This is a genomic window from Janthinobacterium sp. CG_23.3 (assembly GCF_046115965.1).
In the GTDB taxonomy this organism is placed as follows: domain Bacteria; phylum Pseudomonadota; class Gammaproteobacteria; order Burkholderiales; family Burkholderiaceae_D; genus Janthinobacterium.
In genome coordinates this window covers 45,143-71,451 of the sequence record NZ_JBJXIB010000007.1, presented here as the reverse complement: position 1 = coordinate 71,451, position 26,309 = coordinate 45,143, and the positions used below count along the sequence as shown (strand labels likewise).

30 protein-coding genes are annotated in these 26,309 nt (G+C 64.7%); 5 read left to right on the top strand and 25 right to left on the bottom strand.

Annotated features, from left to right (window positions below):
• Positions 1-28 precede the first annotated feature (28 nt).
• Together ACFDR9_RS04025 and ACFDR9_RS04020 are read left to right on the top strand one after the other, a co-directional pair.
• On the top strand, positions 29-1,378 hold the full coding sequence (locus ACFDR9_RS04025; RefSeq protein ID WP_409030150.1) for a serine protease: 1,350 nt from the start codon (positions 29-31) through the stop codon (positions 1,376-1,378).
• On the top strand, positions 1,375-2,361 hold the full coding sequence (locus tag ACFDR9_RS04020; RefSeq protein ID WP_017874766.1) for an FHA domain-containing protein: 987 nt from the start codon (positions 1,375-1,377) through the stop codon (positions 2,359-2,361). Before ACFDR9_RS04025 ends, ACFDR9_RS04020 begins: the two co-directional genes overlap by 4 nt.
• 53 nt (positions 2,362-2,414) lie before the next feature.
• On the opposite strand, the gene ACFDR9_RS04015 is transcribed toward ACFDR9_RS04020, so the two are convergent.
• Together ACFDR9_RS04015 and ACFDR9_RS04010 are read right to left on the bottom strand one after the other, a co-directional pair.
• On the bottom strand, positions 2,415-2,810 hold the full coding sequence (locus tag ACFDR9_RS04015) for a hypothetical protein (protein ID WP_409030149.1): 396 nt from the start codon (positions 2,808-2,810) through the stop codon (positions 2,415-2,417).
• An 85-nt stretch (positions 2,811-2,895) separates the two neighbouring features.
• Positions 2,896-3,303, bottom strand: coding sequence for a VOC family protein (locus tag ACFDR9_RS04010; RefSeq protein ID WP_026132418.1), 408 nt, complete (start codon positions 3,301-3,303; stop codon positions 2,896-2,898).
• A 105-nt stretch (positions 3,304-3,408) separates the two neighbouring features.
• Between ACFDR9_RS04010 and ACFDR9_RS04005 the strand changes: the two genes are divergently transcribed.
• The gene (locus ACFDR9_RS04005; RefSeq protein WP_035787516.1) at positions 3,409-3,750 is read left to right on the top strand and encodes an MmcQ/YjbR family DNA-binding protein; all 342 of its coding nucleotides are present in this window, start codon (positions 3,409-3,411) and stop codon (positions 3,748-3,750) included.
• A 62-nt stretch (positions 3,751-3,812) separates the two neighbouring features.
• On the opposite strand, the gene ACFDR9_RS04000 is transcribed toward ACFDR9_RS04005, so the two are convergent.
• A complete protein-coding gene (locus tag ACFDR9_RS04000) occupies positions 3,813-4,406 on the bottom strand; it encodes a TetR/AcrR family transcriptional regulator (RefSeq protein ID WP_017874762.1) in 594 nt (197 codons plus the stop codon).
• 175 nt (positions 4,407-4,581) lie between these two features.
• On the opposite strand from ACFDR9_RS04000, the gene ACFDR9_RS03995 reads away from it, so the two are divergent.
• The gene (locus ACFDR9_RS03995) at positions 4,582-5,814 is read left to right on the top strand and encodes an MFS transporter (RefSeq protein WP_409030148.1); all 1,233 of its coding nucleotides are present in this window, start codon (positions 4,582-4,584) and stop codon (positions 5,812-5,814) included.
• A 34-nt stretch (positions 5,815-5,848) separates the two neighbouring features.
• Here the strand turns inward: ACFDR9_RS03995 and ACFDR9_RS03990 are convergent, their stop codons facing one another.
• From ACFDR9_RS03990 to ACFDR9_RS03975, 4 genes are all read right to left on the bottom strand, one after another.
• Positions 5,849-6,280 carry a DUF3224 domain-containing protein gene (locus tag ACFDR9_RS03990; protein ID WP_409030147.1) on the bottom strand — a complete coding sequence of 144 codons (432 nt, stop codon included), beginning with the start codon at positions 6,278-6,280 and terminating at the stop codon, positions 5,849-5,851.
• A gap of 201 nt (positions 6,281-6,481) precedes the next feature.
• Entirely contained in the window at positions 6,482-6,802 is a 321-nt protein-coding gene (locus tag ACFDR9_RS03985) for a hypothetical protein (protein WP_409030146.1), read from the bottom strand.
• Positions 6,803-6,953: 151 nt separating this feature from the next.
• Positions 6,954-7,256 carry a hypothetical protein gene (locus tag ACFDR9_RS03980; RefSeq protein ID WP_026132417.1) on the bottom strand — a complete coding sequence of 101 codons (303 nt, stop codon included), beginning with the start codon at positions 7,254-7,256 and terminating at the stop codon, positions 6,954-6,956.
• A gap of 60 nt (positions 7,257-7,316) precedes the next feature.
• Complete coding sequence (locus ACFDR9_RS03975; protein WP_409030145.1) at positions 7,317-7,808, bottom strand: MarR family winged helix-turn-helix transcriptional regulator; 492 nt, start codon at positions 7,806-7,808, stop codon at positions 7,317-7,319.
• A 99-nt stretch (positions 7,809-7,907) separates the two neighbouring features.
• On the opposite strand from ACFDR9_RS03975, the gene ACFDR9_RS03970 reads away from it, so the two are divergent.
• On the top strand, positions 7,908-8,432 hold the full coding sequence (locus ACFDR9_RS03970; protein ID WP_017874756.1) for a PaaI family thioesterase: 525 nt from the start codon (positions 7,908-7,910) through the stop codon (positions 8,430-8,432).
• 32 nt (positions 8,433-8,464) lie between these two features.
• On the opposite strand, the gene ACFDR9_RS03965 is transcribed toward ACFDR9_RS03970, so the two are convergent.
• The 18 genes from ACFDR9_RS03965 to nuoE all read right to left on the bottom strand — a co-directional run bounded on the left by ACFDR9_RS03965 (position 8,465) and on the right by nuoE (position 26,306).
• The gene (locus ACFDR9_RS03965) at positions 8,465-9,817 is read right to left on the bottom strand and encodes a S41 family peptidase (RefSeq protein ID WP_409030144.1); all 1,353 of its coding nucleotides are present in this window, start codon (positions 9,815-9,817) and stop codon (positions 8,465-8,467) included.
• 85 nt (positions 9,818-9,902) lie between these two features.
• Positions 9,903-10,514, bottom strand: coding sequence for an RES family NAD+ phosphorylase (locus ACFDR9_RS03960; protein WP_409030143.1), 612 nt, complete (start codon positions 10,512-10,514; stop codon positions 9,903-9,905).
• A gap of 1 nt (position 10,515) precedes the next feature.
• Positions 10,516-11,274 carry a hypothetical protein gene (locus ACFDR9_RS03955; protein WP_409030142.1) on the bottom strand — a complete coding sequence of 253 codons (759 nt, stop codon included), beginning with the start codon at positions 11,272-11,274 and terminating at the stop codon, positions 10,516-10,518.
• 104 nt (positions 11,275-11,378) lie between these two features.
• Entirely contained in the window at positions 11,379-11,909 is a 531-nt protein-coding gene (gene ispF, locus ACFDR9_RS03950) for a 2-C-methyl-D-erythritol 2,4-cyclodiphosphate synthase (protein WP_409030141.1), read from the bottom strand.
• A 22-nt stretch (positions 11,910-11,931) separates the two neighbouring features.
• Positions 11,932-12,639 carry a 2-C-methyl-D-erythritol 4-phosphate cytidylyltransferase gene (gene ispD, locus ACFDR9_RS03945; RefSeq protein ID WP_409030140.1) on the bottom strand — a complete coding sequence of 236 codons (708 nt, stop codon included), beginning with the start codon at positions 12,637-12,639 and terminating at the stop codon, positions 11,932-11,934.
• A gap of 51 nt (positions 12,640-12,690) precedes the next feature.
• Positions 12,691-13,413, bottom strand: a complete 723-nt coding sequence (locus ACFDR9_RS03940) for a hypothetical protein (protein WP_409030139.1) — start codon at positions 13,411-13,413, stop codon at positions 12,691-12,693.
• On the bottom strand, positions 13,398-13,955 hold the full coding sequence (locus tag ACFDR9_RS03935) for an NUDIX domain-containing protein (protein WP_409030138.1): 558 nt from the start codon (positions 13,953-13,955) through the stop codon (positions 13,398-13,400). Before ACFDR9_RS03935 ends, ACFDR9_RS03940 begins: the two co-directional genes overlap by 16 nt.
• Positions 13,956-14,060: 105 nt before the next feature.
• Positions 14,061-14,384 (bottom strand): DUF2818 family protein, encoded by a 324-nt coding sequence (locus ACFDR9_RS03930; RefSeq protein WP_409030137.1) that lies wholly within the window; start codon positions 14,382-14,384, stop codon positions 14,061-14,063.
• A gap of 4 nt (positions 14,385-14,388) precedes the next feature.
• The gene (gene nuoN / locus ACFDR9_RS03925) at positions 14,389-15,873 is read right to left on the bottom strand and encodes an NADH-quinone oxidoreductase subunit NuoN (RefSeq protein WP_409030136.1); all 1,485 of its coding nucleotides are present in this window, start codon (positions 15,871-15,873) and stop codon (positions 14,389-14,391) included.
• A 24-nt stretch (positions 15,874-15,897) separates the two neighbouring features.
• The gene (locus ACFDR9_RS03920) at positions 15,898-17,421 is read right to left on the bottom strand and encodes an NADH-quinone oxidoreductase subunit M (protein ID WP_409030135.1); all 1,524 of its coding nucleotides are present in this window, start codon (positions 17,419-17,421) and stop codon (positions 15,898-15,900) included.
• A 29-nt stretch (positions 17,422-17,450) separates the two neighbouring features.
• Entirely contained in the window at positions 17,451-19,550 is a 2,100-nt protein-coding gene (gene nuoL / locus ACFDR9_RS03915) for an NADH-quinone oxidoreductase subunit L (protein ID WP_409030134.1), read from the bottom strand.
• Positions 19,551-19,595: 45 nt separating this feature from the next.
• The gene (gene nuoK / locus ACFDR9_RS03910) at positions 19,596-19,904 is read right to left on the bottom strand and encodes an NADH-quinone oxidoreductase subunit NuoK (RefSeq protein WP_017874744.1); all 309 of its coding nucleotides are present in this window, start codon (positions 19,902-19,904) and stop codon (positions 19,596-19,598) included.
• Positions 19,901-20,536, bottom strand: a complete 636-nt coding sequence (locus ACFDR9_RS03905) for an NADH-quinone oxidoreductase subunit J (RefSeq protein WP_026132414.1) — start codon at positions 20,534-20,536, stop codon at positions 19,901-19,903. The genes nuoK and ACFDR9_RS03905 overlap by 4 nt, the downstream gene beginning before the upstream one ends.
• Positions 20,537-20,601: 65 nt before the next feature.
• Positions 20,602-21,090, bottom strand: coding sequence for an NADH-quinone oxidoreductase subunit NuoI (gene nuoI, locus ACFDR9_RS03900; RefSeq protein WP_017874742.1), 489 nt, complete (start codon positions 21,088-21,090; stop codon positions 20,602-20,604).
• A 15-nt stretch (positions 21,091-21,105) separates the two neighbouring features.
• Positions 21,106-22,179: an NADH-quinone oxidoreductase subunit NuoH gene (gene nuoH, locus ACFDR9_RS03895; RefSeq protein WP_017874741.1), complete on the bottom strand. Its 1,074-nt coding sequence runs from the start codon at positions 22,177-22,179 to the stop codon at positions 21,106-21,108.
• Entirely contained in the window at positions 22,179-24,512 is a 2,334-nt protein-coding gene (gene nuoG / locus ACFDR9_RS03890) for an NADH-quinone oxidoreductase subunit NuoG (protein WP_409030133.1), read from the bottom strand. The genes nuoH and nuoG overlap by 1 nt, the downstream gene beginning before the upstream one ends.
• A 22-nt stretch (positions 24,513-24,534) precedes the next feature.
• Positions 24,535-25,830: an NADH-quinone oxidoreductase subunit NuoF gene (gene nuoF, locus ACFDR9_RS03885; RefSeq protein WP_409030132.1), complete on the bottom strand. Its 1,296-nt coding sequence runs from the start codon at positions 25,828-25,830 to the stop codon at positions 24,535-24,537.
• Complete coding sequence (gene nuoE, locus ACFDR9_RS03880) at positions 25,827-26,306, bottom strand: NADH-quinone oxidoreductase subunit NuoE (RefSeq protein ID WP_017874738.1); 480 nt, start codon at positions 26,304-26,306, stop codon at positions 25,827-25,829. Before nuoE ends, nuoF begins: the two co-directional genes overlap by 4 nt.
• Positions 26,307-26,309: the final 3 nt, after the last annotated feature.

The following is a 26,309-nucleotide window of genomic DNA, read 5'->3' as shown; positions in this document are numbered from 1 at the left end:
CGCGCCGGCACGATTTCCCAGGAGATGCATGAATTTACCTAAGCTCGCGCTGTGGCTGGCCTGCCTGAGCGGCGCCGCCATCGCGGCGCCGCCGACGCCGGCCGAGGCGCCGCCCACCACCACGGCCACGGCCGATACCGGCACGACGGCGGCGTTACCGGCGCCGTCCACCGCCGCGCAAAAACTGTATTCTTCCGCCAAGAACGACATCCTGCAGGTGCGCGTGCTGCTCAAGAGCGGCCGCACCCAATCGTCGGTCGGCTCGGGCTTCCTGATCGGCACCGGCAACCTGGTCGTCACCAATTACCACGTCGTCTCGCAATTCGCGCTGGACCCGGACACCTACGTCGGCGAATGGGTCGACACCGGCGGGCGCCGCGGCAACGTCGAGCTGCTCGCCGTCGACGTGCTGCACGACTTGGCCGTGGTGCGGGTCAACCGCAACGGCACCGGCTTTTTCAAGATGCCCGACCAGCTCGCCGCGCTGACCCAGGGCCAGTATTTGTATTCGCTGGGCAATCCGCTCGACCTCGGCTTCGCCATTTCCGAAGGCTCCTACAACGGCGTCATCCTGCGCAGCTTTTACGAACAACTGATGTTTACCGGCCCGATCAACTCGGGCATGAGCGGCGGCCCCAGCGTCACCGTCGACGGCGACGTGGCCGGCGTGAACGTCTCGAAGCGGCTGGACGGCGAGCTGGTGAGCTTCCTGGTGCCGGCCCGCTACGCCCAGCAATTGCTGAACAAGGTGGCGGCGCAGGGCAAACCGCCCAAGGATTTCAAGCCGGTCGTCAGCGAACAATTGCTGGCCCATCAAGCCATGCTGGTCGAGCGCCTGCTGGGCACGCCGCTGACCTTGAAGGCGATGGGGCCGTACCGGGTGCCGGTGCGCGAATCGGAACAAATGCGCTGCTGGGGCCGCTCCAACGTCAAGACCGACACCCCCTTCATGATCGACAACACCAGTTGCGCGATGGAGGCGGCGATTTTCATCTCCGGCACGCTGCAGACCGGGCAAATCTCGATGCGCCACGAATTCCTGCGCAGTAACACGCTGGGACCGGTGCGCTTCGCCGAACTGGCCGGCGCCGCGTTCAAGAACGAGCACTTCGGCAGCCACAAGGACGCCCACCTGACCGGCCCGAGCTGCACCGAGCAATTCGTCAAGAACCACAGCCTGCCGCTGCGGGCGGTGCTGTGCGTGCGCGCCTACCGCAAATTCGCCGGCCTGTACGACTTCGCGCTGCTGACGGCCAGCGCCGACAGCGGCCTGATGAGCCTGCAAAGCCGCATCGACGCCCGCGGCGTGTCCTACGACAACGGCCTGCGCAGCGCCCGCGTCTTCCTCGACGCCATCGCCTGCGGGGGCAAGCCGTGAGGCCGCCGTACTGGATTGAAACGCTGGCGCGCAACGGCGAGGTGCTGAACCGCCACCAGGCCGGCGCGCTGCCGATCCGCCTCGGGCGCGGCTACGACAACGACGTCATCCTCGACGACGCCCACACCGCCGCGTGCCACGCCGTGATCGAGGCCGACGCCGACGGCCGGCCGGTGCTGCGCGACCTGGGCAGCCAGAACGGCAGCGTCCACCGCGGCAAGCGCCTGGCCAGCATCGCGCTCGACGGCGACACCGTGGTGCGGCTGGGCCACACCAACCTGCGCCTGCGCGGCGCCGACCACCCGGTGCCGGCGGAAGCGGCCGACACCACCATGCACGGCTGGGAGGGCGGCACGCCGGCGCTGCTGGGACTGGGACTGGTCGGCGCCACCACCGTGCTGAGCACCTGGCTCAGCGACGCCCAGCCGTTCCAGGCGGTGGCCTACCTGCTGGTGCTGTCGTACGCGCTGGCCGGCGGCCTGGTGTGGGGCGCCGTCTGGGCCTTCGGCAACCGCCTGTTCGGCCGCCACGCGCGGCTGGGGCGCCACCTGTTCATCCTCGGCTGCGGCATGGTCGCGCTGCAGGCGTGGGAACTGCTCAGCTCCGTGGTAGCCTACTCGTACTCGCTGGAATGGCTGACGCGCTACGGCCGGCACGCGCTGATCGCGATCGTCTGCGGCATGGTGTTTTTCCACCTGCGCACGATCAAGCCGCGCCATCCGCGCCGCCTGGCGGCGACCTGCCTGGCGCTGCTGCTGGTCGGCTCCAGCCTGGCCCTGATGAGCAACCTGCAACAGCACGGCCGCCTGGCAGACGAGCCGTACATGTCGGTGCTGCTGCCGCCGGCGTTCCGGCTCAGCCCGGACCACAGCCCGGACGAGTTCCTCAAGCGCGCCGCCGCGCTGAAAGCCGGCGTCGACGCCGACCGCGCCAAAGCGGCCGCCGGCGGCGAAGCCGACGACAACGACGAGCAGGCGGATTAAACAGCAAGCCGGGGCCGTCCCCCCGGGGTCTGGCCCCGGGCTTGCGCCCCGGTTTACCTCAGCGAGCGCAAAAACAAGCCCAGGCCGCCAACGGCCAGCACCAGAATGACCAGCAAATCAAACGCGCTCATGCTGCGCAGACTGAAATTAACCGAGGTGATCACGCCGAACAACAGCGCCGCCAGCGAACCGATCGCCAGCGTCCACCCCAGGTAGCTGCCGGCCTTGTAAAACACCATGCCGACGCCAAACACGAACGGCACCAATATCATGCCACCGGACACGCCATACGAGCCGCCGTAACCGGACCAGCCAAAGACGCGCGCGCCCATGCCGAAACTGGAACTGACATCGATCGCCTTGAACAACATGTAAAAACCGGCGCACATCATGACCAAGCCAATGAAAAACTGGCCCACCCCGCCGTCGCTTCCGCCCGCACCCTTCATCTTGCCGCCTCGCCCAATTGGAAAATAGCGTTAACTATAACAAAAAGCCCGCAGATCGCGGGATTGAGCTTGGGACACATTGGCCTCAGGCGCCCGACGGCCCCTTCAGTTCGACCGTGTTGCCCTCGGGATCGAGCAGATATATCGACCACCCCTCGCCTTCGGCGCCATAGCGCAGCGCCGCCGGCCCGCTGGCGACGCCGGCCGCCGCCAGGTCGGCGCGGATCGCGGCCTCGTCGAACGGTTCGACGCGGAAGCAGACGTGGTCCAGGTTGCGCCCCGCGGGTCCGGGCGCGGCGCCGCCCATGCGGCCCAGCTTGCCGTCCACCGGCACCAGGTCGACCAGGCAGGCGCCGGCGCGCAGTTGCAGCAGGCCGATGTCATCGCGGCGCCGCTCGACCGTGCAACCCAGCACATCGCAATAGAAGCGCGCCATCGCCTCCAGGTCAAGTACGCGTAACACAATATGATCGATTTCACGGATGTGAATCATCGTTAGCCCTTTCTTTTCTGATTGCCTACACCGCAGGTTGGAGCCGCGTGGCAAAATACAAGTACGCTTAAGTCCGGCTGAAAAGGCAACGAGGAGACGAGGATCATGGTTGATTTGAACGAGCTGCGCTATCTGGCGCTGTCATTTCCCGACGCGACCGAAGAAGAACACCACGAGCGCCCGTCGTTCCGCGTCGGCGGAAAGATCTTCGCGACCCTGCCGGACGACGACCATATCAACGTGATGCTGGACCCGGAGGCGGCGCGCATCGCCGCCATCATCACCACCGACGGCTGCAAGGAGCTGTGGTGGGGCGAGCGCCTGGCCGGCATCACCGTGACGCTGGAGCTGGCCGAACTGGACATGTTGGCGGCCGTGCTGACCGCCGCCTGGCGCCGCAAGGCGCCCGACGCGCTGGCCAAGTCGATCGATCCGGCGGCGCTGTAGGCGTGCGCTTACCTACTTTCAAACCAAGGGCGTAAGACCCCGGGCGCTGCCGGCCCGCCAGCTTAACTGCCGTACGGCCAGCCGAGCAACAATAGCTCGGCCAGTTCGCGCAACTGTTCGCGCGGCACGCCGGCCGCCGCCTGCACCGCCATGCCCTGCGTCACCGTCATCACGTAGCGGGCCAGCTTTTCCGGACATGACCCAGCCGGCAAGTCGCCCTCCCCCTGTGCGCGCGCCAGACGCGTGCGCAATTTCAACTCGCTGCGCAGGCGCCGCGCCGCCAACTCGTCGCGGATCGGCAGCGCGTCGTCGCTGCAGGCCAGCGCCGCGTTGACGCCGAGGCAACCGTGCGGCACGTCCACCCCGGTCTGCGCGTCGACGTAATCAAACAGCAGCCGCTCGACCACCGCGCGGGCGCTCGGCAAGGCCAGCGCCGCGTCGAAAAAGTGCATGCGCGTGTCGCTGTAGCGCTCCAGCGCCTTGTGGAACAGCGCCTCCTTGTTGCCGAACACGGCGTACAGGCTGGGCCGGTTCATGCCCATCGCCTTGGTCAACTCCGGCAACGAACTGCCCTCGTAACCCTTTTCCCAGAACACCTTCATGGCGCAGTCGAGCGCCTCGTCGGCGTCGAAGGTGCGCGGACGGCCGACTTTCATGGGGACTTTAATTTTTTTCATACCGATCGGTAATAAATTAATTGACAAGAACAGCTTCTTGACCGATTATATACTGACCGGTAAAAAACACAAGGAGCCAGCGCCCGCACCAGGGTAGCCGGCCGGGAGACCCGTACCACACCATCCCTAACCCCAACCCTGTCTGGAGATATATATGCACGCCAACCAACACAACGCCGCCGCGCCGCCGCCGGGCGAAGCGCCGACCCCGCCCGGCCTGTCGCCCTGGCTGGCGGTGGCCTCGGTCGGCATCGGCGCCTTTGCGCTGGTCACTTCGGAATTCCTGCCGGTCGGCCTGCTGCCGGCGATGGCGGCCGACCTCGGCATCACCAAGGGCCAGGCCGGGCTGATGATCACCACGCCCGGCGTGGTCGCGGCCTTCGCCGCCGTCCTCGTCACGGTCGGTTCGGGCCGGCTCGACCGCCGCATCGTGCTGCTGGCGCTGACGGCGCTGCTGGTGCTGTCGAACCTGATCGTCGCGCTGGCGCCGTCGTTCGGCTGGATACTCGCCGGGCGCGCCCTGCTCGGCGTCGGCGTCGGCGGCTTCTGGGCCATCGGCACCGCCGTCGGGCCGCGCCTGGTGTCGCCGGCGCACGCCGCGCGGGCCATGGCGATGATCTTCGCCGGCGTCTCGCTGGGCACGGTGGCCGGCGTGCCGGCCGGCGCCCTGATCGGCGAACTGGTCGGCTGGCGCGTCGCGTTCGGCTCGGCCAGCGCGATTGCCGTGCTGGTCCTGCTGGGCCAGGCCTTCCTGCTGCCGGCTTTGCCGCCAACCCAGGCGATCCGCCTGCGCCAGTTGCCGGCCATCCTGGGCATCCGCAAGGCGCGGCTCGGGCTGATCGCCACCGCCTTGCTGTTTGTCGGCCAGTTCGCCGCTTATACCTACATTTCGCCGTTCCTGGCGCAAGTGGCCGACATGCCGGCGACCGTCATCAGCGCCTTGCTGCTGGCCTACGGCGTGACTGGATTCGTCGGCAACATGCTGGGTGGCTGGGCGGTGGGCAAAAGCGAACGCGGCGCGTTGATCGCCACGTCCCTGGTGCTGGGCCTGGCCGCGCTGGCGATGCCGCTGTTCGGCGCCAACCAGATCGCCGCCACGGTGCTGGTGGGAATCTGGGGCCTGGCCTTCGGCGCCATGCCGATCTCGGTGCAGACCTGGATGTACAAGGCCGCGCCCGATCTGATGGAAGGCAGCAGCGCCTTGTTCGTCGCCACCGCCCAAGTGGGGCTGGCGTCGGGCGCGCTGGTGGGCGGCATGGCCGTCGACCATCTCGGCGTCGGCAGCGCGATGGTGGTCGGCGGCCTGTTCGCCCTCGGCTGCACCGCCGTGATCTGGACCTTCGGCCGCGACCGCGTGGCCGCGCTGAAAGTGGTAGCCATGCGCTAACCGGCGCACGCCGCCAAGCCGGCTCCGCTGCGCGCTAGGCGCCGCGGAGCCGGTCCAACACCAGGCAGTATTCACCGCCGTGCTCGCCCGCAACAGCCTTGATGATGCCGCTGCCGCCGACGTTGGCAAACACGCCGGCGCCGCTGCCGGGCACGATGTCGAGTTTGCCGCTGACGCCGGCCAGCGGCGAAAAGCAACCGTCATGTTTGACGATAAAGCTGCCCTCGCGTCCGGCGGCAAGCGAGACGATGCGTTCGTATCCGATAAAAGGCACGTCGCCGCCGGCGACGGCCGGATAGGCCAGCTGGTACTCCAGGGCGCCCTCGCCTTCGATGCCGCCGCTCAGTGCGTTAACAATTGTCGCGCGGCTCAGCTTGCCCGCGCCGGCGACGTCGCTAATCGGCGTTTCGGTCCAGGATGTGGCGCTGAACCGGGAGCTGATATTGACAGGGAAATCGAATGGCATGCTCTGCGTCCTTGCGTGAAAAGATACACAATAAAAATGGCTTGATGGCGCGCCAGGCGATCGCTTCATGGCGCCTTAACACATGTTTACTTTAGCATAATACTGTACGTACACACAGCAATTCGAAGCCGGACGCCATACCGGGCTAGGCGCGGCAGCGCCCGGCCCGTGGCAGCCGGTGGTAGCGGTTGGGCCGGAAGATTATGGCGAAGGCGGCAACGCTTCCGAGGCGCTGGCATCGGTGGAGGCGGCCGGCGACGCCGCGCCCGCCCGCTCCGAAGCACTGGCATCGACGATGGCGGCGGACGATGCCGTGACCGTCCGCTCCGAAGCACTGGCATCGCTGGAGGCAAGGGACGATCCCGCGGCCGGTGAAGGGGTCGGATTGGCGTCGAGGCCGACCCGCTGGGCCGCGAATTTTGGCGCCGGCGTCGCGCTGCCGGTTTGCTCGCCGCCGCATCCGGCAACGACCGCCGCGACCATCACCGCACCAAGCAGCCCATTATTTAAAAATCGCTTCATTGCTTCTCCAGTTGTATAGGCTTGACGCCGCCGCGCGGCATCCGAGCACCACGGCCCGAATTGTAAAGGGCAAGGTTACGAATTGGCAATGTTTAATTTTTGATAGCCATTTTTGATAGCCATGTGGTACTACGGGAACGTAATCTTGCGTTTAGATGCGTCCGCGCTTGAACTCGGCCAGGAAGGCTTTGGCCTGCTTCGGCGACAACACCACGTCGGCGTCGCCGTGGTAGGCGTACAGAAAGGGCGTGCCGCCGAGCCGGTCGGTCAGCTTCGCCGCCAGCAGGAAGGTGGTGCCGAGCGGATACAGGCTGGTGTCGCTCAAGCGGCGTGCACACTGCACCGTCAGCGCCGGTGAAAACGCCTGGCCCGGCACCGGGCGGATCCGCACGGCGGCGCCGACCAGGCGCGACTCAACGGCAACTTGCCGGTATGCATACGTATCACGAACCATCACACTCTCACTCTGCTGACCACGGCGCCCCGCCCGGCCGGGCTGGCGAAGGTCTACATCTTAAGGCAATTCCGCGCCGGGCTGTGACTCGTCGAGCAGCGGCGCCAGGCGCAACATCGCAAAATCGAGCCCTTCGTGCAGCGCCCGCACGGCCTCCCGGCCGAGCGCCAGTTCCAGTTCGGCCTGGGCGTTGCGCCATGCGGCGCGCGCCAGTTGCGCCTTGGCCCGGCCCGCGTCGGTGATCGTGGCGATGCGCTGGCGGCTGTCCGCGCCCGGCAGCAACGCCACCCAGCCGGCCTCGATCAGCGGCTTCAGGTTGCGCGTTGCGGTGGTGCGCTCGACGCCGACCAACAGCGCCAGTTGCGCCACCGGCAGCGCCGCGTGCTGCACGCACTTCAACAAGGAATACTGGGTCGTCTTCAGGCCGACGGCGGCCAGGTGCTGGTCGTACAGGCGCGAGACGATGCGCGCCATTTTACGCAGCGTAAAGCAGGTGCAGGGTAGGCGCCCGACGGCGCCCGCCGCCGGGTCGGGGTGCAAGGTGGCAGTCATATAAATAGGTGCATATACACGCAAATGCCGAAAAACCATTATAGTGCAGATCTGTGGCGGTTTTCCTTCGATTCAAGCAACTCGACAAGAGGCACACTCATGCAAGCACAAGACACCCTGCAAACCTGGCTGGCGGAAGAGGCGCAGATGCGCGCCCGGCTGGCGCCGCCCGGCGTGGCCGAGCGCAGCGCGCTGCGCGAACGCAGCGGCATGGAATTTCTCGGCGGCATAGGCGCCGGCGAGATCCCGCCGGCGCCGATCGCCGATTTGCTCGGCATCGTGCCGATCAGCGTCGAACCGGGCCGCGCGGTATTCCAGGGCACGCCCGCCTTCGCCCACTACAATCCCAGCGGCAGCGTACACGGCGGCTATGCCGCCACCCTGCTCGACACCGCTGTCGGCTGCGCGATCCACACGATGCTACCCGCCGGCAAGGGCTTTACCACGCTGGAGCTGAAGGTCAACTACATCCGCGGCATGAGCGACAGCACCGGGCCGGTGCGCGCCGAGGGCAAGGTCATCAGCGTCGGCGGCCAGGTCGCCATCGCCGAGGGCCGCATCACCGACGCCGCCGGCAAGCTGTACGCGTTCGCCACCACCACCTGCCTGGTGTTCCCGATTTAAGTTGTCCGGCGGCCCGGCCGGCGCCTGCCGGGCTATTTCCCGCCCTGCTCGGCCAGCATGCGCAACGCCGCCTCCAGCACCGTGTCGCGCCCGCGCCGCAGGTCGGCCAGCAGCGGGCGCACCAGCTTGTGCGGCCGCACGCCCACGCCGACGAAGGCGCGCCCGTCCGGGTAGGTGTCGCTTTTGGTACAGACCCGCGCCGAGCCGCCGCCGGGCAAGGCGAAGATCAGCGGCTGCCCGGTACTGCCGCCGGTCGGCTCGCCGACGATGGCGCCGCGCCCGATCGCGTCGAACGCGACGGCGAAATCCTCGGCGGCGGAATAGGTCGCCGCGCCGCTCAACAGCACCACCGGCCCGGCGTAGTGCCTGGCGCCGTCGGCCGGCCAGCTGCCGCCGCCGCCCGCAAACGCCGGCATCGGCTTGCCCCAGGCGCGGTAGCTCGGCAGGTACTGCCGCGTCGACCAGGCACTGCCGGCGAACGGCTGGTCCGTCAGCGTCGACAGCACGCGGTAGCCGAACGCGCCGTTGCCGCCGCCGTTGCGGCGCAGGTCGATGATCAGCGCCGGCGCCCTGGCGATTTGCGCAAACGCGGCCATGAAGCCGTCGGCCGCCGTGGCGTCGGCAAAATCGTTCAGCGCGACATACACGACGCCGCCGGCCAGCACGCGCATTTCGAACGAGGCCACGGCGGGCTTCGCGGCATAGCGTACCCGCTCGGTCGGCATCGCCAGCGCCAACGTGAACGCCCGGCCGTCGGCGGCCCGGAAGCCGACTTCGCGCGCCGGTCCCGCCGTACCGCGCAACAAGCTGGCTGTGAAGGTTTTCAACTCCAGGTCCTGGGCGCTCGACGCGCTCTCGAATGGCGCCACCTTCTGCGCCGCATAGGTCTTCACGGCGGCGCCGTCGACCGTGGTGATTTCCACGCCGGGCAGCACGCCGCGCGGCCGCAGCGCCCCGTCGAACACCTCGGTGACGACGACGCGCCCCTCGACCAGCGCGGTCTCCAGCATCGGTTTGCCGTACAGGTCCCACATTTGCCCGGGCGGCATAATATTCGTGTGGCCGTCCCGCAGTGTGGCGCACAGCTCGGCGAGCACCTGGTAATACTCGGCGGTGGACCTGCTCGCCCTGACCTTCGGCAGATAAGCCAGGTACTGGGCGTCCCAGTCGAGCGTCTTGAGCTTCTCGACAAACACGAAGTTATACTTCACCTCGGACCAGAACTTGGACAGCCCGGCCACTTTTTCGTCATCGCTGATGTTGTCCCGGTAGGCCGTCGTAAAGGCCGGCGACTCCCACAACAGGGCCTCCAGCGCCGCGGTGCCGGCATGGCCGGCGGCCGATACCAGCGCCAGTGCTGCGAATAAAAGTATGCGTCGCGCCATCGAAGTTCCCAGTCCACATAAAAATCCCGGGATTATATATTGAAAAATAACATTTCATTAAAGGCAAGCCACTCGGCGGGACCGTTTAGATGCCAACGATGCCGAGCGTCTCGGCGGCGGCCGCGAAGCCGGGGTCCGCCAACAACTTGGTCGCCGTCGCCATCTGGATTTTCGGTCCGGTGCGGTCGAACAATATCACCGCCATCTCGGTATTCAGGTGCCGCGACATATACACGAAGCCGTCGAACCGGCCCGGGTTGCGATGCACGGCCAGCGACCAGTGCTGCGTCGTCGCATAGTCGCAGGTGCCGCCCAGATCGGCGTGCCCGCCCAGGCGCTTCAGCGGCGCGCCGGTCAGGTTGGCCAGGCGCAAGGCCGAACCCTGGAAACGCCACACATATTTGCCGTCGAGCGTGGTCTGGGCGATACCGTAGCCGCCATCCAACGGCACCTCGTCGTGCAACACCGATTCGGCAATCGCCACCGTCAGACTGAAGCCCAGATAGCAGGCCGAGAATTCGGCCGCGCCGGCCGCCGAACCGGGGGCGTCGAATCGGTTCGCGCCGCTGCGGCCGAAATAAGGTTCGCCGGTGCCGTGGCTCGATATCCTGAACAGCTTGGCCGGATCGCAGCGCTTGAACGCCAATTTTTCGGTCGACAGATAAGGTGGCGGCAGTCCCAGTGCCTCAGCTGCCAAGTCAGCGCTCCGCGAAGCCGGCCGCGGCCACCAGAACGCCGTCGAGGTCGCCGTTGGCAAGCGCCACCAACGGCGTGCGTCCGCCCAGCGAACCCTTGCCCGTCGTGAAGAACTGCCATTTGCTGGGACCGGGCAAATCGCCGAGCGCCTGCGAGACCCGCTCGACTTCGCGGCGGTCGTACTTGGGGTCGGTGAAAAAAGCCGGGTACAACTGCTTGCCGGCGGGGCCATCGAGGGAAAACATGCGGTTTTCCTTGACCGCCTTGCTGACCGCCTGCCGGCTGATCGCCAGCCGCTCCCACACCTCGGCCGGGGTCAACAAACTGCCGTCGGCGACATGCTTGGCGCGCGCGGCAGCCGCTTGCCTGGCGTGGTTCGTCAGGAATGCTTGATTGTCGGCGGCGCCGCTTTCGTTCGCCGCGGCGCGCTTGGCCGGCGCCCCCGCGGGCTTGCCGCCGTCGGCCAGCCTGGCCAGCAGGCGCTTGACCTGGCTCATGGGAATTTCGGGAATCAGCTCGCCGAGCAGGGTTTTCGGCAATTGCTCGGCATTGGCCTCGGCGTCGGCCAGCATGCTGGGATCGACCTTAATGATCAGATAGCCCTGCCCCAGACTGGCCAGGCCCTTGATGTGGGTAATCGGCACCGACTTCACGCCGGCCTTGTCCTTGCCAACCAGTTGCGTGACCGTATGCCGGCCGTGCGGCGCGGCGCCGGCTTGCGACGGCGCCGGTGTACTCTTCTTTGCGTTCGATGCGGGCATGATGAACTCCTGTTGGTTCATACGTCAGTGTACACCAAGACTGAAGCGAGTCAACCATGTCAACCAATAAGTGGGAATAGCCGTGACAGGAGCGGGCGGAGGCGTCAATCCGAGCGCAGCAGCAGCGCGACGGCTTCCGCGGCAATGCCCTCTTCCCGTCCCAGGTAACCGAGCTTTTCGTTGGTCTTGGCTTTGATGTTGACCTGGCCGGCGGCCAGGCCGAGGTCGGCGGCGACGTTGGCCACCATCGCGGCGATGTGCGGCGCCATCTTCGGCCGCTGCGCGATGATGGTGGCGTCGATGTTGCCGATGCTGTAGCCGGTGGCGGCGACGCGCTTGCCGGCCTCGCGCAGCAGCGTGCGCGAGTCGGCGCCCTTGAAGCGCGCGTCGGTGTCGGGGAAGTGCCTGCCGATGTCGCCCAGCGCGGCGGCGCCGAACAGCGCGTCGATGATGGCGTGCAGCAGCACGTCGGCGTCGGAATGGCCGAGCAGGCCGACGTGGTGCGGGATGTTGACGCCGCCGATGATCAGGTCGCGGCCGGCGACCAGCGCGTGGCAGTCGTAACCCTGGCCGATGCGGAACGGGAGTGCGGGTGCGGGTGCGGGTGCGGGTGCGGGTGCGGGTGCGGGGGTCATGTTGTCGGGCCTTATCTAGGGGTTAATGGCCGTGGGCCAGGTACATTTCGGCGATGCGTATATCGGCCGGCAGGGTTACTTTCAGGTTGCGCGGATGGCCTTCGACCAGCTTCGGCGACAGGCCCAGCCCTTCCACGGCGCTGGCGTCGTCGGTGATGGCGTTGGCGTCCGGCGCCGCGCCCAGCGCGTCGCTGAGCAGGCGGTAACGGAACATCTGCGGCGTTTGCGCCAGCCACAGGCCGTCGCGCGGCAGCGTCGCCACGCCGGCCGCGGCGGCGCGCTTGACGGTGTCGACCACCGCCAGCGCCAACAGGCCGCCGACCGGGTCGGCGCCGACGCCGGCGATCAGCTTTTCGATCAAGGCCGGCGTCAGCCCGGGGCGCGCCGCGTCGTGCACCAGGATCCAGTCGGTATCGCGCACTTCCCCGGCCAACGCGCGCAGCGCGTTCAGCACCGAGTCCATGCGGGTGGCGCCGCCGCAGCGCAGCACCGTCACGCCGGCAGGCGGCACGACGGCGTCGATCTGGCCGTCGTCCGGGCTCACCACCACGTAGGTGTGCGCCACCAGCGCGCTGCCGAGGAAGGCGTCGAGGGTGTGGCGCAGCATCGGCTTGCCGCCCAACGGCAGGTATTGTTTCGGGCCGTCGGCGGCCATGCGCGCGCCCACGCCGGCGGCGGGGATCAGGGCGAAATAGCGCGCCGGCGCGGCGTTGTCGTTCAAACTTGTCATGGTGTGTTCTCGTGTCGCGGCGCGCACGCCGCCGACGCTGTATTGGTTGAATTAGCGGGCCCTGTGCCGGCCCTGGAGTATCGACTGGATCTCGCCTTTGCAGGCCCGCCCCAGCCTGGCGTATTCCTCGGCCGAGTCGATGGCCGCCTGCAGCACCTCGACCCGGGCCATTTCAGCCTTGATGTAGGGCATCCAGCCGCTGTCGACCTCGCGCGCCAGCGCGTTGCGCGCGGTGGCGCGCGGCGCATACAGCGGGCGGGCCTCGAAGCGCCGGGCCAGCGCCGCCCGCACCGCCGCCTCGGCCCTCGGCAGGTGCTCCAGATAGGTTTTCATGTGGCGCAGCTCGTGCGCCAGGATTTCTTCGTAGGCGCAACTGCCCTGCTCGAACTCCTTGCCGATGTAGATGACGATAGGCGCGTAGTACAGCTTGACGGTGATCTGCGGCGCCACGCATTCGTAGCCGCTGACCGGATCGAGCAGCATCGGACCGTCCAGCCCGATGGCCACGCGCGACTCGGTCTTGGTCAGCCCCAGCACGTAGGTGTTGGCACGGGCGCCGCCCTTCATCGCCGTCAGCGAGCGGTACGACAGGTGGCTGTCGATGCTATAACCGTTCTGCTGCGCCGTCAACACCGAGACGGTCTTGCCGATGCTGTCCTCGCAGCGGATTTGAAACGGCGTGCGCTGCGCCAGCGCCGCGCCGGCGGCCAACAGGGCGCCCGCCAGCAGCAGGCGCGGCGCCGTCGCCATGGCCCGGCTTACGCCGCGGTCCATGCCCCGGAGGTGAGCTTCTCCAGCCAAAACGCGCCGATGATGGTTTTGACGTCGGTGATGGCGCCGCTTTTGACCCACTCCAGCATCTGCGGCACGCTGGCGGTGAAGGTTTCCAGGAATTCGCCGTCGTCGAGCTGGCTCTGGCCGGCCACCAGGCCGCGCGCAACGAACAGTTCGAGGTGCTCGTCCGAATAGGCGATGGCGTTGTGGATGGTGCAAACGTATTGCCAGTCGCTGGCGGTGTAGCCGGTTTCCTCCAGCAGCTCGCGCTTGGCGCAGCTGAGGGCGTCCTCGCCGGCGTCGATCTTACCGGCGGGGAATTCGATGAAGACGCGGTCGAGCGGATAGCGGAACTGGCGTTCCAGCAGCTCGCTGCCATCGTCGAGCAGTGGCAGGACGACCACCGCGCCCGGATGCCTGATGTATTCGCGGACGGTGATTTTACCGTCGGGCAGCGCGACGCGATCGCTCTGCACCTTCAGGAAGCCGCCCTCGTAGGCCACTCCGCCGTCGATTTTGCTTTCTTTCAGATGCAGATCCATGCGCGCTCCGGGCGGTCAGATTAAGAAGTAGGCCAGGTTTCGTCGATCCGGTTGGCCGGCACGGCGCAACCCGGCAACGTTGGCGTCACCGGTACGCCATGACGGTCAGTGGCGGCGCTTGCGCAGGTAGCGTACCACGAAGCCGGGATAAGCCAGCACCACGAACAGGCAGCCGGTGATGGCGTAGAACTCCCACGTGTGCGAAAAGGCGTTGCCGATGCGCGACTCCAGCGCCAACGCCAGCGCGCCGACGATGAAGTACATGACCACCATTTCCAGCAAGCGCACGGCCAGCGGCTTGCGCCGCGCCGCGCCGTCGGCCGCCGGTTTCAGCGAAACCAGGGCCAGCAACTTGTCGTTGAAGAACGGCAGGTTGGCGCCCGCCAGGGCCAGCGCGATCACCAACCAGCTTGAGGACGAAACATCCATCGGCTTAGGAAGCCAGCGTCTTGGTCATCGCGCTCAGGCAGGCGCTCAGCAAGGCGCCGGGGAACAGGCCCAGGCCGACGATGGCCAGGCCGTTCAGGCTCAGCACCACGCGCATGTCGAGGTTGACGGCCAGCGGCGCGCTGTCGGTCGGCTCGTCGAACCACATCATTTTCACCACGCGCAGGTAGTAGAACGCGCCGATCAGCGAGAACATCACCGCCAGGATGGTCAGCCAGACCTGGCCGGTGCCCAGCACCGCTTGTAGCACCGAGAACTTGGCGGCAAAGCCCATCATCGGCGGCACGCCGGCCAGCGAGAACATCAAGATCGACATGATCGTGGCGAACCACGGGCTGCGCTTGCTCAGGCCCTTGAAGTCGGCCAGTTCTTCCGCCTCGAAACCGGCCCGCGCCAGCAGCATGATGGCGCCGAAGCTGCCCAGCGTCGTCATCACGTAGGTGATCACGTAGAACATCGCCGAGCTGTAGGCGTTTTCGGTCAGGTGCGATTCAGGACCGACCCAACCCGACATCAGGCCCAGCAGCACGAAGCCCATTTGCGCGATGGTCGAGTACGCCAGCATGCGCTTCAGGTTGGTTTGCGCGATGGCGGTCAGGTTGCCGATCGCCAGCGACATCACGGCCAGCACCATCAGCATTTGTTGCCAGTCGTGCGCCATCGGCATCAGGCCTTCCACCAGCAGGCGGATGCAGATCGCGAAGGCGGCCAGTTTCGGCGCGCCGCCCAGCAGCAGCGTGACCGCCGTCGGCGAACCCTGGTAGACGTCGGGCACCCACATGTGGAAAGGCACGACGCCCAGTTTGAAGGCCAGGCCGGCAACCATGAACACCAGGCCGAAGACCAGGATGGTCGGTTTCGCGCTACCGTTGGCGGCCGCCTCGGCGACGACGTTCAGATCGAGCGAACCGGTGGCGCCGTACAACATCGAGATGCCGTACAACAAGAAGCCGGAAGCGAGCGCGCCGAGGATGAAGTACTTCATCGCCGCTTCGGTTGCCTTGGCGTTGTCGCGGCGCAGCGCCACCAGCGCGTACAGCGACAGCGACATCAGTTCCAGGCCCAGGTAGATGGTCAGGAAGTTGTTCCCGGAGATCATCACCATCTGGCCCAGCAGGGCAAACAGGGCCAGCACGTAGAATTCGCCGCCCAGGTTACCGGACAACATGCCGCGGTCGCTGGCGTAGCCGCGCGAGTAGATCAGCGTCAGCGCCACGGCGCCGTAGGAGAACAGTTTCAACAGGTTCGACATCGGGTCCGAGACGAACATGTTGGAGAAGGTGTAGACGGTGCTGCCGGCGTTGAAGTCGACCAGGGTGAAGGCGGCGCAGGCGGCCAGCGACAGCAGCGACAGGTAGTAGGTGATCGTACGCTTGCCCTCGGACAGGAACATATCGATCAGCAGGATCGCCGAGGCGGCGACCAGCAGAAAGATTTCTGCATAGAGCGGGATCAGGTTGGTGTTATTCATGGTGGTGTGTTCCGTCGTGTGTTCTTAAGGCAGCTTCGAATGGGCGACGTGCGTCAGCAGGTCGGCGACCGAAGTTTGCATTGTGTCGGTGAACGGGGCCGGGTACAGACCCATCGCCAGCACGACGATCGCCAGCACCGCAAACATGAAGAATTCACGCTTGTTGATGTCGGTCAACTCGTCCACGTGGTGGTTGGCGACCTTGCCGAAGATGACGCGCTTGGCCATCCACAGCGAGTACGCGGCGCCGAAGATCAGCGCGGTCGCGGCCAGCAGGCCGATCCAGAAGTTGTACTGGACCGCGCCCAGGATCACCATGAACTCGCCGACGAAACCGGAGGTCGCCGGCAGGCCGCAGTTGGCCATCGAGAAGAAGATGAAGAAGGCGGCGAACTTCGGCATGCGGTTGACCACCCCGCCGTAGTCGGCGATTTGGCGCGAGTGGGCGCGGTCGTACAGCGCGCCGATCGACAGGAACATCGCGGCCGAGATGAAGCCGTGCGAGATCATTTGCATGATGCCGCCCTGCATCGCCATGCCGCTGCCCTGCAGCGTCGGGTCGATGAACATGAAGAAGCCCAGCGTGACGAAGCCCATGTGGGCGATCGACGAATAGGCGACCAGTTTTTTCATGTCCTTCTGTACCAGCGCGACCAGGCCGATGTAGATCACGGCGATCAGCGACAGCGTGATCATGAAGCCCGACAGGTTGCGGCTGGCGTCGGGGGCGATCGGCAGCGAGAAGCGCAGGAAGCCGTAGGCGCCCAGTTTCAGCATGATCGCCGCCAGCACGGCCGAGCCGCCGGTTGGCGCCTCGACGTGGACGTCCGGCAGCCAGGTGTGGACCGGGAACATCGGCACCTTGACGGCAAACGCCATCAGGAAGGCCAGGAAGATGAAGGTTTGCTCTTTCATCGTCAACGGCAGTTTGTGCCAGGTCTGGATGTCGAAGCTGCCGCCGGAGACGTTGTACAGGTAGATGATGGCGACCAGCGTCAGCAGCGAGCCGAAGAAGGTGTACAGGAAGAACTTGAACGAGGCGTACACGCGGTTCTCGCCGCCCCACACGCCGATGATGATGAACATCGGGATCAGGGTCGCTTCGAAGAAAAAGTAGAACAGCAGGCCGTCCATCGCGGCGAACACGCCGATCATCAGGCCGGACAGGATCAGGAAGGCGCCCATGTACTGCGCGACGCGCTTCTCGATGACCTGCCAGGCCGAGATCACGACGATCACGGTGATGAAGGCCGTCAGCGGCACGAACCACAGCGACAGGCCGTCGATGCCGAGCGAGTACAGGATGTTGAAGCGGCCGATCCACGGCGTTTTTTCGACGAACTGCATGCCGTGGGCGGCGTTGTCGAAGTGCTGGACCAGCGGCAGCGTGACGAGGAAGCTGACGCCGGCGCCGATCAGCGACAGCACGCGGGTGAAGCCGGCTTTTTCATCGCGGCCCAGCGCCAGGACCAGGATCCCGAACAGGACCGGAACCCAGATAGCCAGGCTCAGGTATGGAGGAAGTGTAGAAATCGTAGACTGCATCATGGTTCTCAGTATTCTTTTATCAGGTCAGCTTACTTAGCGGGCCAGAATGGCAGGAAGTAGATCAAGGCACCCAGCACGCCAAGAATCATCACGAACGCGTAGTGGTAGATGTAACCGGTCTGCAGCAAGCGCGACAAGCCCGATATCCATCCCACCAGTTTGGCGCTGCCGTTGACGACGAGGCCGTCGATCAGGGTCTTGTCGCCGACATTCCACAAACCGTTGCCCAACACGCGGGCGCCGCCGGCGAAGACGACTTCGTTGAACTTGTCCAGGTAGTACTTGTTGTCGAGCAGCGTGTGCACGGCGTGGAACTTCTGGAAGAACCAGGCCGGAACCCGCGGGTTGATCATGTAGCAGTAGTAAGCCGCCGCCACGCCAGCGGCCGCCAGCATCAGCGGCAAGGTGCTGATCGAGTGCAACGCCATCGCCAGCGCGCCGTGGAACTCTTCCTTCAGTTCGTGCATCGCGTGGTGGTGTTCGCCGACCGCGATGACGCCCTTGAAGAAGTCGCCGTGCAGCATCGGCTCGATCGTCAGGTAGCCGATGATGACCGAAGGGATCGCCAGCATGACCAGCGGGAACCACACCACGAACGGGGATTCGTGCGGTTTCTGTCCCGGCTCCAGGCCGTGGTGGTGCTCTTCCTCGTCGTGCTCGTCGTGGGCGGCGTGGCCGTCGTCGTGGGCGCCGTGGGCGGCCTTCGGTGCGTGGTGGGCGTCATGGGCGTCGTGGGCGTGGGCCTTGCCGAAACGCTCTTCGCCGTGGAACACCAGGAAGTACATGCGGAAGGAGTAGAACGCCGTGACGAACACGCCGGCCAGCACCGCGAAGTTGGCGAAGCCGGCGCCCCAGATATGCGTGGCGTGGACCGCTTCGATGATGCTGTCCTTCGAATAGAAACCAGAGAAGAACGGCGTGCCGATCAGCGCCAGGGAACCGAGCAGCGAGGTGATCCAGGTGATCGGCATGTACTTGCGCAGGCCGCCCATGTTGCGGATGTCCTGGTCGTGGTGCATGCCGATGATGACCGAACCGGCGCCAAGGAACAGCAGCGCTTTGAAGAAGGCGTGGGTCATCAGGTGGAACACGGCGACCGAGTAGGCCGAGCAACCCAGCGCCACCGTCATGTAGCCCAGTTGCGACAGGGTCGAATAGGCGACGACGCGCTTGATGTCGGTCTGGATGATGCCGAGGAAACCCATGAACAGCGCCGTGATCGAACCGATCACCAGCATGAAGGACAAGGCGGTGTCGGTCAGCTCGAACAGCGGCGACATGCGGGTGACCATGAAGATACCGGCGGTGACCATCGTCGCGGCGTGGATCAGCGCGGAAATCGGGGTCGGGCCTTCCATCGAATCGGGCAGCCAGACGTGCAGCGGGAACTGCGCCGATTTACCCATCGCGCCGATGAACAGGCAGATGCAGGCGACGCTGAGCAGCGCCCAGTCGGTGCCCGGCAGCGTCAGCAGGGCCAGCGCCTCTTTCTTGGCGAACACTTCCTGGTAGTTCATCGTGCCGCCGTAGGCCAGCAATAGGCCGATACCGAGGATGAAGCCGAAGTCGCCGACCCGGTTCACCAGGAAGGCCTTCATGTTGGCGACGATCGCGGTCGGGCGGGTGTACCAGAAACCAATCAGCAGGTAGGAGACCAGGCCGACCGCTTCCCAACCGAAGAACAGTTGCAGGAAGTTGTTGGCCATGACCAGCATCAGCATCGAGAACGTGAACAGCGAAATGTAGGCGAAGAAGCGGTTGTAGCCCTCGTCGTCCTTCATGTAGCCGATCGTGTAGATGTGCACCATCAGCGAGACGAACGTCACCACGCACATCATCATCGCCGACAGGCTGTCGATCTGGAACCCGACTTCGAGTTTCAGTGTGCCGACCGTCATCCAGTTGTAGACGGTGCCGTTGTAGCTGGCGCCGTCGAGTACGCCCATGAGCGTCTGGACCGACAAAATGAATGCAATCAGTACGCCCAAAATCGTCGCGGTATGCGACGTTTTGCGTCCGACCAAATTACCCAGGAACTGGGTGCCAAGCAAGCCCGCAATCGCAGCGCCAGCCAGCGGCGCCAGAGGTACGGCAAGAAGGAGGTTAGGGTTAAGAAGTTGCCCCGCCATGATGAACCTTAATCGTTATTATTCGAGTGTTTCGAGATGAACCGCTTAGCCTTTGAGGCTGTCGAGGTCTTCAACGTTGATGGTGTCCAGATTGCGGAACATGACCACCAAAATAGCCAGGCCGATCGCCGATTCGGCGGCCGCCACTGTCAGGATGAAGAAGACAAAGATCTGCCCGGCCGCATTGTCCAAGTAGTGCGAGAACGCGATGAAGTTCATGTTCACCGCCAACAGCATCAACTCGATGGCCATCAGCAGGACGATGACGTTCTTGCGGTTCAGGAAAATCCCGATGATCGAAATCGCGAACAGGATCGCGCCCAGGACCAGGTAGTGTGCGAGCGATAATGTCATGGTGCCTCCTTGGCTTCTGGCGTTGCCGCCGGACGCTCGACCACCGCGTCCATTTTGACGATGCGCAGACGGTCGTTGCGCTTGACCCGCACCGCTTGGCCCGGATCGAAGTGTTTGGTGTCCTTGCGCTTGCGCAAGGTCAGCGCGACGGCGGCGACGATGGCCACCAGCAGGATGGCGGCGGCGACCTCGAAGGCGAACACATATTGCGTGTAGATCAGCATGCCCAGTTCCTTGGTGCCGCCGATGTTCTTGGTCGGATCGGACGGCAGCTTCGGCTCGACGTTCAGGTAGGCGCGCCACAGCACGGCGGCCATTTCCAGCACGATCACCGCGCCGATGGTGCTGGCCAGCGGCAGGTAGCCCCAGAACCCCTCGCGCATTTTATCCAGGTTAATGTCGAGCATCATCACGACGAACAGGAACAGCACCATCACGGCGCCGACATACACCAGCACCAGCACGATGGCCAGGAACTCGGCCTTCAACAGCATCCACAGGCCGGCGGCCGAAAAGAACGACAGCACCAGGAACAGCGCGGCGTGGACCGGATTGCGGGCCGTGATAACGCGGGTCGCGGCCAATATCAATATGGCCGAGAACGCGTAAAACAAAGCAGTTTTAAATTCCATAACAAACCCAGGAGACGTAGAGATTAACGATCATCGCGCCCTTGCCGTCGGCAGGGGCGCGTGCATCAGCGATATGGTGCATCGGCGGCGCGCGCGGCGGCGATTTCGTCTTCGTAACGATCGCCCACGGCCAGCAACATCTCTTTGGTGTAGTACAGATCGCCGCGTTTCTCGCCGTGGTATTCCAGCACGTGGGTCTCGACGATCGAATCGACCGGGCAAGACTCTTCGCAGAAACCGCAGAAAATGCACTTGGTCAGATCGATGTCGTAACGCGTGGTGCGGCGCGAACCGTCCTCGCGCTGCTCCGATTCGATCGTGATGGCCATGGCCGGGCACACCGCTTCGCACAACTTACAGGCGATGCAACGCTCTTCGCCGTTCGGATAGCGGCGCAGCGCGTGCAGGCCGCGGAAACGCGGCGACATCGGCGTCTTCTCTTCCGGGAATTGCACGGTGATCTTGCGGGCGAACATATATTTGCCCGTCAGCGCCATCCCTTTGAATAACTCGGTCAGCATCAGGCTGCCGAAAAAATCTTTTACTCTGTCCATTTGAATTTCGCTCTCTTACTTCCAAATATTCCAGGATGTCTGCATCCAGGCGGCAACGAAGACCAAATAAGCCAATGTCAGCGGGATAAACACTTTCCAGCCCAGGCGCATGATCTGGTCATAGCGATAGCGCGGGAAGGTGCCGCGGGTCCAGATAAACAGGGACACCACCAGGAACGCCTTGCCGAACAACCAGCACCAGCCGGGAATGAAGTTCAGCGCTTCGATCGGCGAAGCCCAGCCGCCCATGAACATCAACGCAGCCAGCACGCCGATCAGTATCATGTTGGCGTATTCGGCCAGGAAGAACATCGCGTACGACATGCCGGAGTATTCGACCATGTGGCCGCCGACGATTTCCGACTCGCCCTCGACGACGTCGAATGGATGGCGGTTGCACTCGGCCAGGCCGGACACCAGGTAGACCACGAACACCGGCAGCAGCGGCAGCCAGTTCCACGACAGGAAGTTGACGCCCTTGGAGGCGAAGTAACCCTGGTTTTGGCCGTTAACGATGTCGATGAAGTTCAGGCTGCCCGAGACCATCAGCACGATGACCAGCACGAAGCCCATGGCGATTTCGTAGGAAACCATCTGCGCCGAGGCGCGCATGGCGCCCATGAACGAGTACTTCGAGTTCGAGGCCCAACCGGCGATGATAATGCCGTAGACTTCCATCGAGGTGATCGCCAGCAGCAGCAGCAAGCCGGCGTTGACGTTGGCCAACACCACTTCCGGGCCGAAGGGGATCACCGACCAGGCCGCCAGCGCTGGCATGATGGTCATGATCGGACCGATCACGAACAGCGCCTTGCTCGACTTCGCCGGGATGATGATTTCCTTGAACAGCAACTTGAGCGCGTCGGCGATCGGTTGCAGCAAGCCCATCGGACCGACCCGGTTCGGGCCGATACGGATCTGGATCCAGCCCAGCAATTTACGTTCCCACAGCGTCAGGTAGGCAACCGCGCCCATCAAAGGCAGGGTCACGCACAAGATCTTCGCCAGCGTCCAGAAGAACGGCCAGGCGCCGCCGACCAGGTGCTGGCCGGTGGTATTGATGGTGGTGATGATTTCAGGCAGAGCCATTAGATACCCTCTCCTGCTTTTTCAACGGTGATGGGACCGAACATGCCGCCCAGGGTGGCCGTCGACGGGTGGGCCGCCGAAACGCGCACCACATTGGCCGGCAGGCCGGCTTGGATGGCCGCGACCAGGATGGCGCTGCCGGAGCCTTGCGCAACCTTGACCTTGTCGCCGGACTTGACGCCCAGTTGCCGCGCCAGCGCGGCCGACAGGCCGGCTTGCGGCGCGGCCGCGTCGGTCGTGCGTTGCAGCGGCTCGGAGCGGCGCACCAGCGCGTCGGCGAAGTAAATCGGCACGTCGGTAACGCGTTCCAGCGCGCCGGACGCCGGCGCGAAGGTGGCGCCCTGCAAGGCTTGCTTGCTGACGTTGCTCAGCTTGGCCGACAGGTCGGTGACGCCCTTGCCGAAAGCTTCGTCGCGGATCGCTTCGGCGGTGTCGTAGTCGAAACCGGACAGGCCGAGGATGTTGCCGAGTACGCGCAACACTTTCCAGCCCGGACGGGTTTCGCCCAGCGGCTTGACGGTGCCGTTGAAACTTTGCGCGCGGCCTTCGCAATTGACGAAGGTGCCGGCGGTTTCGGCGAACGGCGCGATCGGCAGCAAGACGTCGGCGTAGTCCATGCCGTGCTGGAAGGCCGACAAGGCGATGACCATCTCGGCCTTGCCCAGGGCGGCCGTGGCCGCCTGCGGGTTAAAGCTGTCGAGTTCCGGTTCGGCGTTCAACAGGATGTAGGCTTTTTTCGGCGCGGCAAAAGCCGGCGCCGCGTTTTTCGCCGTGGCGTTGACCAAATAAGCGCCGACGGTGTTGGCGGCCTCGGTCAGGTAGCCCAGCTTGGCGCCGGTTTGCGCGGCGATCCACTGCGCGGCGGCGTGCAGCGCGGCCGCTTGCGGGTGCTGCGTCGCCGCGTTGCCCAGCAAGACGGCGCCATGGTCGCCGGCCATCAACGACGCCGCGATGCTGCTGGCGACGGCCGATGGTTCGATGTGTTCAAAGCCCGCCGGCGCCGCGACTTCCTTGGCTTTCGCCACCGCGGCAACCACTTCGGACAAGGCCGCCAGCCAGTCGGACGGCGCGGCGATCATTTTGTTGGCGATCTTGATCAGTTGCTCGTCGTCGGAGGCGTGCAGGATCGACAGCTTGGCGCCGGCCTTGACGGAGGCGCGCAGGCGCGTCGCCAGCAATGGATGGTCCTTGCGCAGGAACGAGCCGATGACGAAGGCGCGCTTGATCTGGCCGAATTCGGCGATCGACATGCCCAGCCACGGCTTGACGTCGGCGTCCAGCGCGAAGTCGGTCTGGCGCAGGCGGAAGTCGACGTTCTCGGAACCGAGGCCGCGCACCAGCTTTTGCAGCAGCACCAGTTCTTCCACCGTCGAATGCGGCGTGGCCAGGGCGGCGATGGCGTCGGCGCCGTGTTCGTGCTTGATGTTTTTCAGGCCGTGGGCGACGTATTCCAGCGCCGTCTGCCAGTCGACTTCCTTCCACTCGTTGCCCTGCTTGAGCATCGGATTGGTCAGGCGCTGGGCGCTGTCGAGGCCGTTGTACGAGAAGCGGTCCTTGTCGGAAATCCAGCATTCGTTGATGTCGTCGTTTTCCAGCGGCAGCACGCGCTTGACCTTGCCACCCTTGACCTGAACGATCAGGTTGGTGCCCAGGCCGTCATGCGGGCTGACCGATTTGCGGCGCGACAGTTCCCAGGTACGGGCGCTGTAGCGGAACGGTTTCGAGGTCAGCGCGCCGACCGGGCACAGGTCGATCATGTTGCCCGACAGTTCGGAGTCGACCGACTGGCCGACGAAGGACACGATTTCCGAGTGTTCGCCGCGGCCGATCATGCCCAGCTCCATCACGCCGGCCACTTCCTGGCCGAAACGCACGCAGCGGGTGCACTGGATGCAGCGCGACATCTCTTGCATCGACACCAGCGGACCGGCTTCCTTCGGCGTGACGACGCGCTTGTCTTCCTGGTAGCGCGACTCGCCCTGGCCGTAGCCGACCGCCAGATCCTGCAACTGGCATTCGCCGCCCTGATCGCAGATCGGGCAGTCGAGCGGGTGGTTAATCAACAGGAATTCCATCACGCTCTTCTGTGCCTGGACCGCCTTGTCGCTGTTCGAGCGCACGATCATGCCGGCCGAAACCGGTGTCGCGCACGCTGGCAAAGGCTTCGGCGCCTTTTCCACTTCAACCAGACACATGCGGCAGTTCGCGGCGATCGACAATTTCTTGTGATAGCAGAAGTGCGGGATGTAGGTCCCTAATTTATTGGCGGCGTCCATCACCATGCTACCAGCAGGGACTTCGACTTTTTTGCCGTCTATTTCGATTTCAACCATGGTGATCGTTACCTGACGCAGCTTAGATGTAAGCGGGCACTAAGCAATGCTTGTGCTCGATGTGATATTCAAATTCTTCACGGAAATTCTTAATGAAGGCCCGTACCGGCATCGCCGCCGCGTCGCCCAGCGCGCAAATGGTGCGGCCTTGGATGTTGTCGGCGATCGAGTTCAGCATGTCCAGATCGTCAGGCCGGCCCTGGCCCTGCTCGATACGGTGGACCATGCGGTACATCCAACCCGTGCCTTCGCGGCAAGGGGTGCACTGGCCGCAGGACTCTTCAAAATAGAAGTAGGACAGACGCTCAAGCGCCTTGACCATGCAGCGGGTTTCGTCCATGACGATAACGGCGCCCGAACCGAGCATCGAACCGGCCTTGGCGATCGAGTCGTAGTCCAGGTCGGTGTTCATCATGACGTCGCCGCGGATCACCGGGGCGGACGAGCCGCCCGGGATCACGGCCTTGATCTTTTTGCCGCCGCGCATGCCGCCGGCCAGCTCCAGCAGCTTGGCAAACGGCGTGCCGAGCGGCACTTCGTAATTGCCCGGCAGTTCGACGTCGCCGGAGATCGAGAAGATCTTGCTGCCGCCGTTGTTCGGCCGGCCCATCGCCAGGTATTTCTCCGGGCCGATGTTGAGCACGAACGGCACCGCCGCGAAGGTCTCGGTGTTGTTGATCGTGGTGGGCTTGCCGTACAGGCCGAACGAGGCCGGGAACGGCGGCTTGAAGCGCGGCTGGCCTTTTTTGCCTTCCAGCGATTCGAGCAGCGCGGTTTCTTCGCCGCAGATGTAGGCGCCGTAGCCGTGGTGGGCGTGCAACTGGAACGAGAATTCGCTGCCCATGATCTTGTCGCCAAGGAAACCGGCGGCGCGCGCCTCTTCCAGCGCTTCCTCGAAGCGGTCGTACTCGGCGAAGATTTCACCGTGGATATAGTTGTAGCCGACCGTGATGCCCATCGCGTAGGCGCCAATCGCCATGCCTTCGATCAAGGCGTGCGGATTGTAACGAATGATGTCGCGGTCCTTGAAAGTGCCGGGTTCGCCTTCATCTGTATTGCAGACCAGGTATTTCTGGCCCGGGAACTGGCGCGGCATGAAGCTCCACTTCAAGCCGGTCGGGAAACCCGCGCCGCCGCGGCCGCGCAACGACGACGCCTTCAAGTCGGCGATGATCTGCTCGGGCGTGATTTTCTCGTCGAGGATGCGGCGCAGCGCGCTGTAGCCGCCGCGGGCGACGTAGTCTTCCAGGTGCCAGTTCTTGCCGTCCAGACCCTTCAGGATCAATGGATCGATATGCCGATTATGGAGTGACGTCATTTCTTAAGTTCCTCGACCAAAGCGTCGATCTTGTCGTTCGACATCCAGCTGCACATGCGCTTGTTATTCACCAGCATGACCGGTGCGTCGCCGCACGCGCCCATGCACTCGCCTTCGACCAGCGTGAACTGGCCGTCGGCCGAGGTTTCGCGGTAGTCGATGCCGAGCTTGGCTTTCAGGTGCTGGGCGGCGCGCTCGCCGCCCGACAAGGCGCACGGCAGGTTGGTGCAGACCGAGATCTTGTACTTGCCGACCGGCTTGGTGTTGTACATATTGTAAAACGTGGCGACTTCTTGCACGGCAATGGCCGGCATGCCGATGTAATCGGCCAGGACCTGCATGGTTTCCGGCGCCAGCCAGCCCAGTTCGTCCTGGGCAATGGCGAGCGCGGCCATGACGGCCGACTGACGCTGGTCGGCCGGATACTTGGCCAACTCGCGGTCGATTTTTTTGTATGACTGCTCTGATAACAACATGTG

Bases quoted from the DNA above. Each gene is read 5' to 3' on its own strand.
- nuoE (WP_017874738.1), bottom strand. From the start codon at position 26,306: ATGTTGTTATCAGAGCAGTCATACAAAAAAATCGACCGCGAGTTGGCC.
- ACFDR9_RS03980 (WP_026132417.1), bottom strand. From the start codon at position 7,256: ATGGTTCGTGATACGTATGCATACCGGCAAGTTGCCGTTGAGTCGCGC.
- ispF (WP_409030141.1), bottom strand. From the start codon at position 11,909: ATGACCCCCGCACCCGCACCCGCACCCGCACCCGCACCCGCACCCGCA.
- ACFDR9_RS03930 (WP_409030137.1), bottom strand. From the start codon at position 14,384: ATGGATGTTTCGTCCTCAAGCTGGTTGGTGATCGCGCTGGCCCTGGCG.
- ACFDR9_RS03965 (WP_409030144.1), bottom strand. From the start codon at position 9,817: ATGGCGCGACGCATACTTTTATTCGCAGCACTGGCGCTGGTATCGGCC.
- ACFDR9_RS03905 (WP_026132414.1), bottom strand. From the start codon at position 20,536: ATGGAATTTAAAACTGCTTTGTTTTACGCGTTCTCGGCCATATTGATA.
- ispD (WP_409030140.1), bottom strand. From the start codon at position 12,639: ATGACAAGTTTGAACGACAACGCCGCGCCGGCGCGCTATTTCGCCCTG.
- nuoI (WP_017874742.1), bottom strand. From the start codon at position 21,090: ATGGACAGAGTAAAAGATTTTTTCGGCAGCCTGATGCTGACCGAGTTA.
- ACFDR9_RS03995 (WP_409030148.1), top strand. From the start codon at position 4,582: ATGCACGCCAACCAACACAACGCCGCCGCGCCGCCGCCGGGCGAAGCG.
- ACFDR9_RS04005 (WP_035787516.1), top strand. From the start codon at position 3,409: ATGGTTGATTTGAACGAGCTGCGCTATCTGGCGCTGTCATTTCCCGAC.
- ACFDR9_RS04025 (WP_409030150.1), top strand. From the start codon at position 29: ATGAATTTACCTAAGCTCGCGCTGTGGCTGGCCTGCCTGAGCGGCGCC.
- ACFDR9_RS03920 (WP_409030135.1), bottom strand. From the start codon at position 17,421: ATGATGCAGTCTACGATTTCTACACTTCCTCCATACCTGAGCCTGGCT.
- ACFDR9_RS03970 (WP_017874756.1), top strand. From the start codon at position 7,908: ATGCAAGCACAAGACACCCTGCAAACCTGGCTGGCGGAAGAGGCGCAG.
- nuoF (WP_409030132.1), bottom strand. From the start codon at position 25,830: ATGACGTCACTCCATAATCGGCATATCGATCCATTGATCCTGAAGGGT.
- ACFDR9_RS03955 (WP_409030142.1), bottom strand. From the start codon at position 11,274: ATGCCCGCATCGAACGCAAAGAAGAGTACACCGGCGCCGTCGCAAGCC.
- ACFDR9_RS03985 (WP_409030146.1), bottom strand. From the start codon at position 6,802: ATGAAGCGATTTTTAAATAATGGGCTGCTTGGTGCGGTGATGGTCGCG.
- nuoH (WP_017874741.1), bottom strand. From the start codon at position 22,179: ATGGCTCTGCCTGAAATCATCACCACCATCAATACCACCGGCCAGCAC.
- nuoK (WP_017874744.1), bottom strand. From the start codon at position 19,904: ATGACATTATCGCTCGCACACTACCTGGTCCTGGGCGCGATCCTGTTC.
- ACFDR9_RS03975 (WP_409030145.1), bottom strand. From the start codon at position 7,808: ATGACTGCCACCTTGCACCCCGACCCGGCGGCGGGCGCCGTCGGGCGC.
- ACFDR9_RS03940 (WP_409030139.1), bottom strand. From the start codon at position 13,413: ATGGACCGCGGCGTAAGCCGGGCCATGGCGACGGCGCCGCGCCTGCTG.
- nuoL (WP_409030134.1), bottom strand. From the start codon at position 19,550: ATGGCGGGGCAACTTCTTAACCCTAACCTCCTTCTTGCCGTACCTCTG.
- ACFDR9_RS04000 (WP_017874762.1), bottom strand. From the start codon at position 4,406: ATGAAAGTCGGCCGTCCGCGCACCTTCGACGCCGACGAGGCGCTCGAC.
- ACFDR9_RS04010 (WP_026132418.1), bottom strand. From the start codon at position 3,303: ATGATTCACATCCGTGAAATCGATCATATTGTGTTACGCGTACTTGAC.
- ACFDR9_RS04015 (WP_409030149.1), bottom strand. From the start codon at position 2,810: ATGAAGGGTGCGGGCGGAAGCGACGGCGGGGTGGGCCAGTTTTTCATT.
- ACFDR9_RS03990 (WP_409030147.1), bottom strand. From the start codon at position 6,280: ATGCCATTCGATTTCCCTGTCAATATCAGCTCCCGGTTCAGCGCCACA.
- ACFDR9_RS03935 (WP_409030138.1), bottom strand. From the start codon at position 13,955: ATGGATCTGCATCTGAAAGAAAGCAAAATCGACGGCGGAGTGGCCTAC.
- nuoG (WP_409030133.1), bottom strand. From the start codon at position 24,512: ATGGTTGAAATCGAAATAGACGGCAAAAAAGTCGAAGTCCCTGCTGGT.
- nuoN (WP_409030136.1), bottom strand. From the start codon at position 15,873: ATGAATAACACCAACCTGATCCCGCTCTATGCAGAAATCTTTCTGCTG.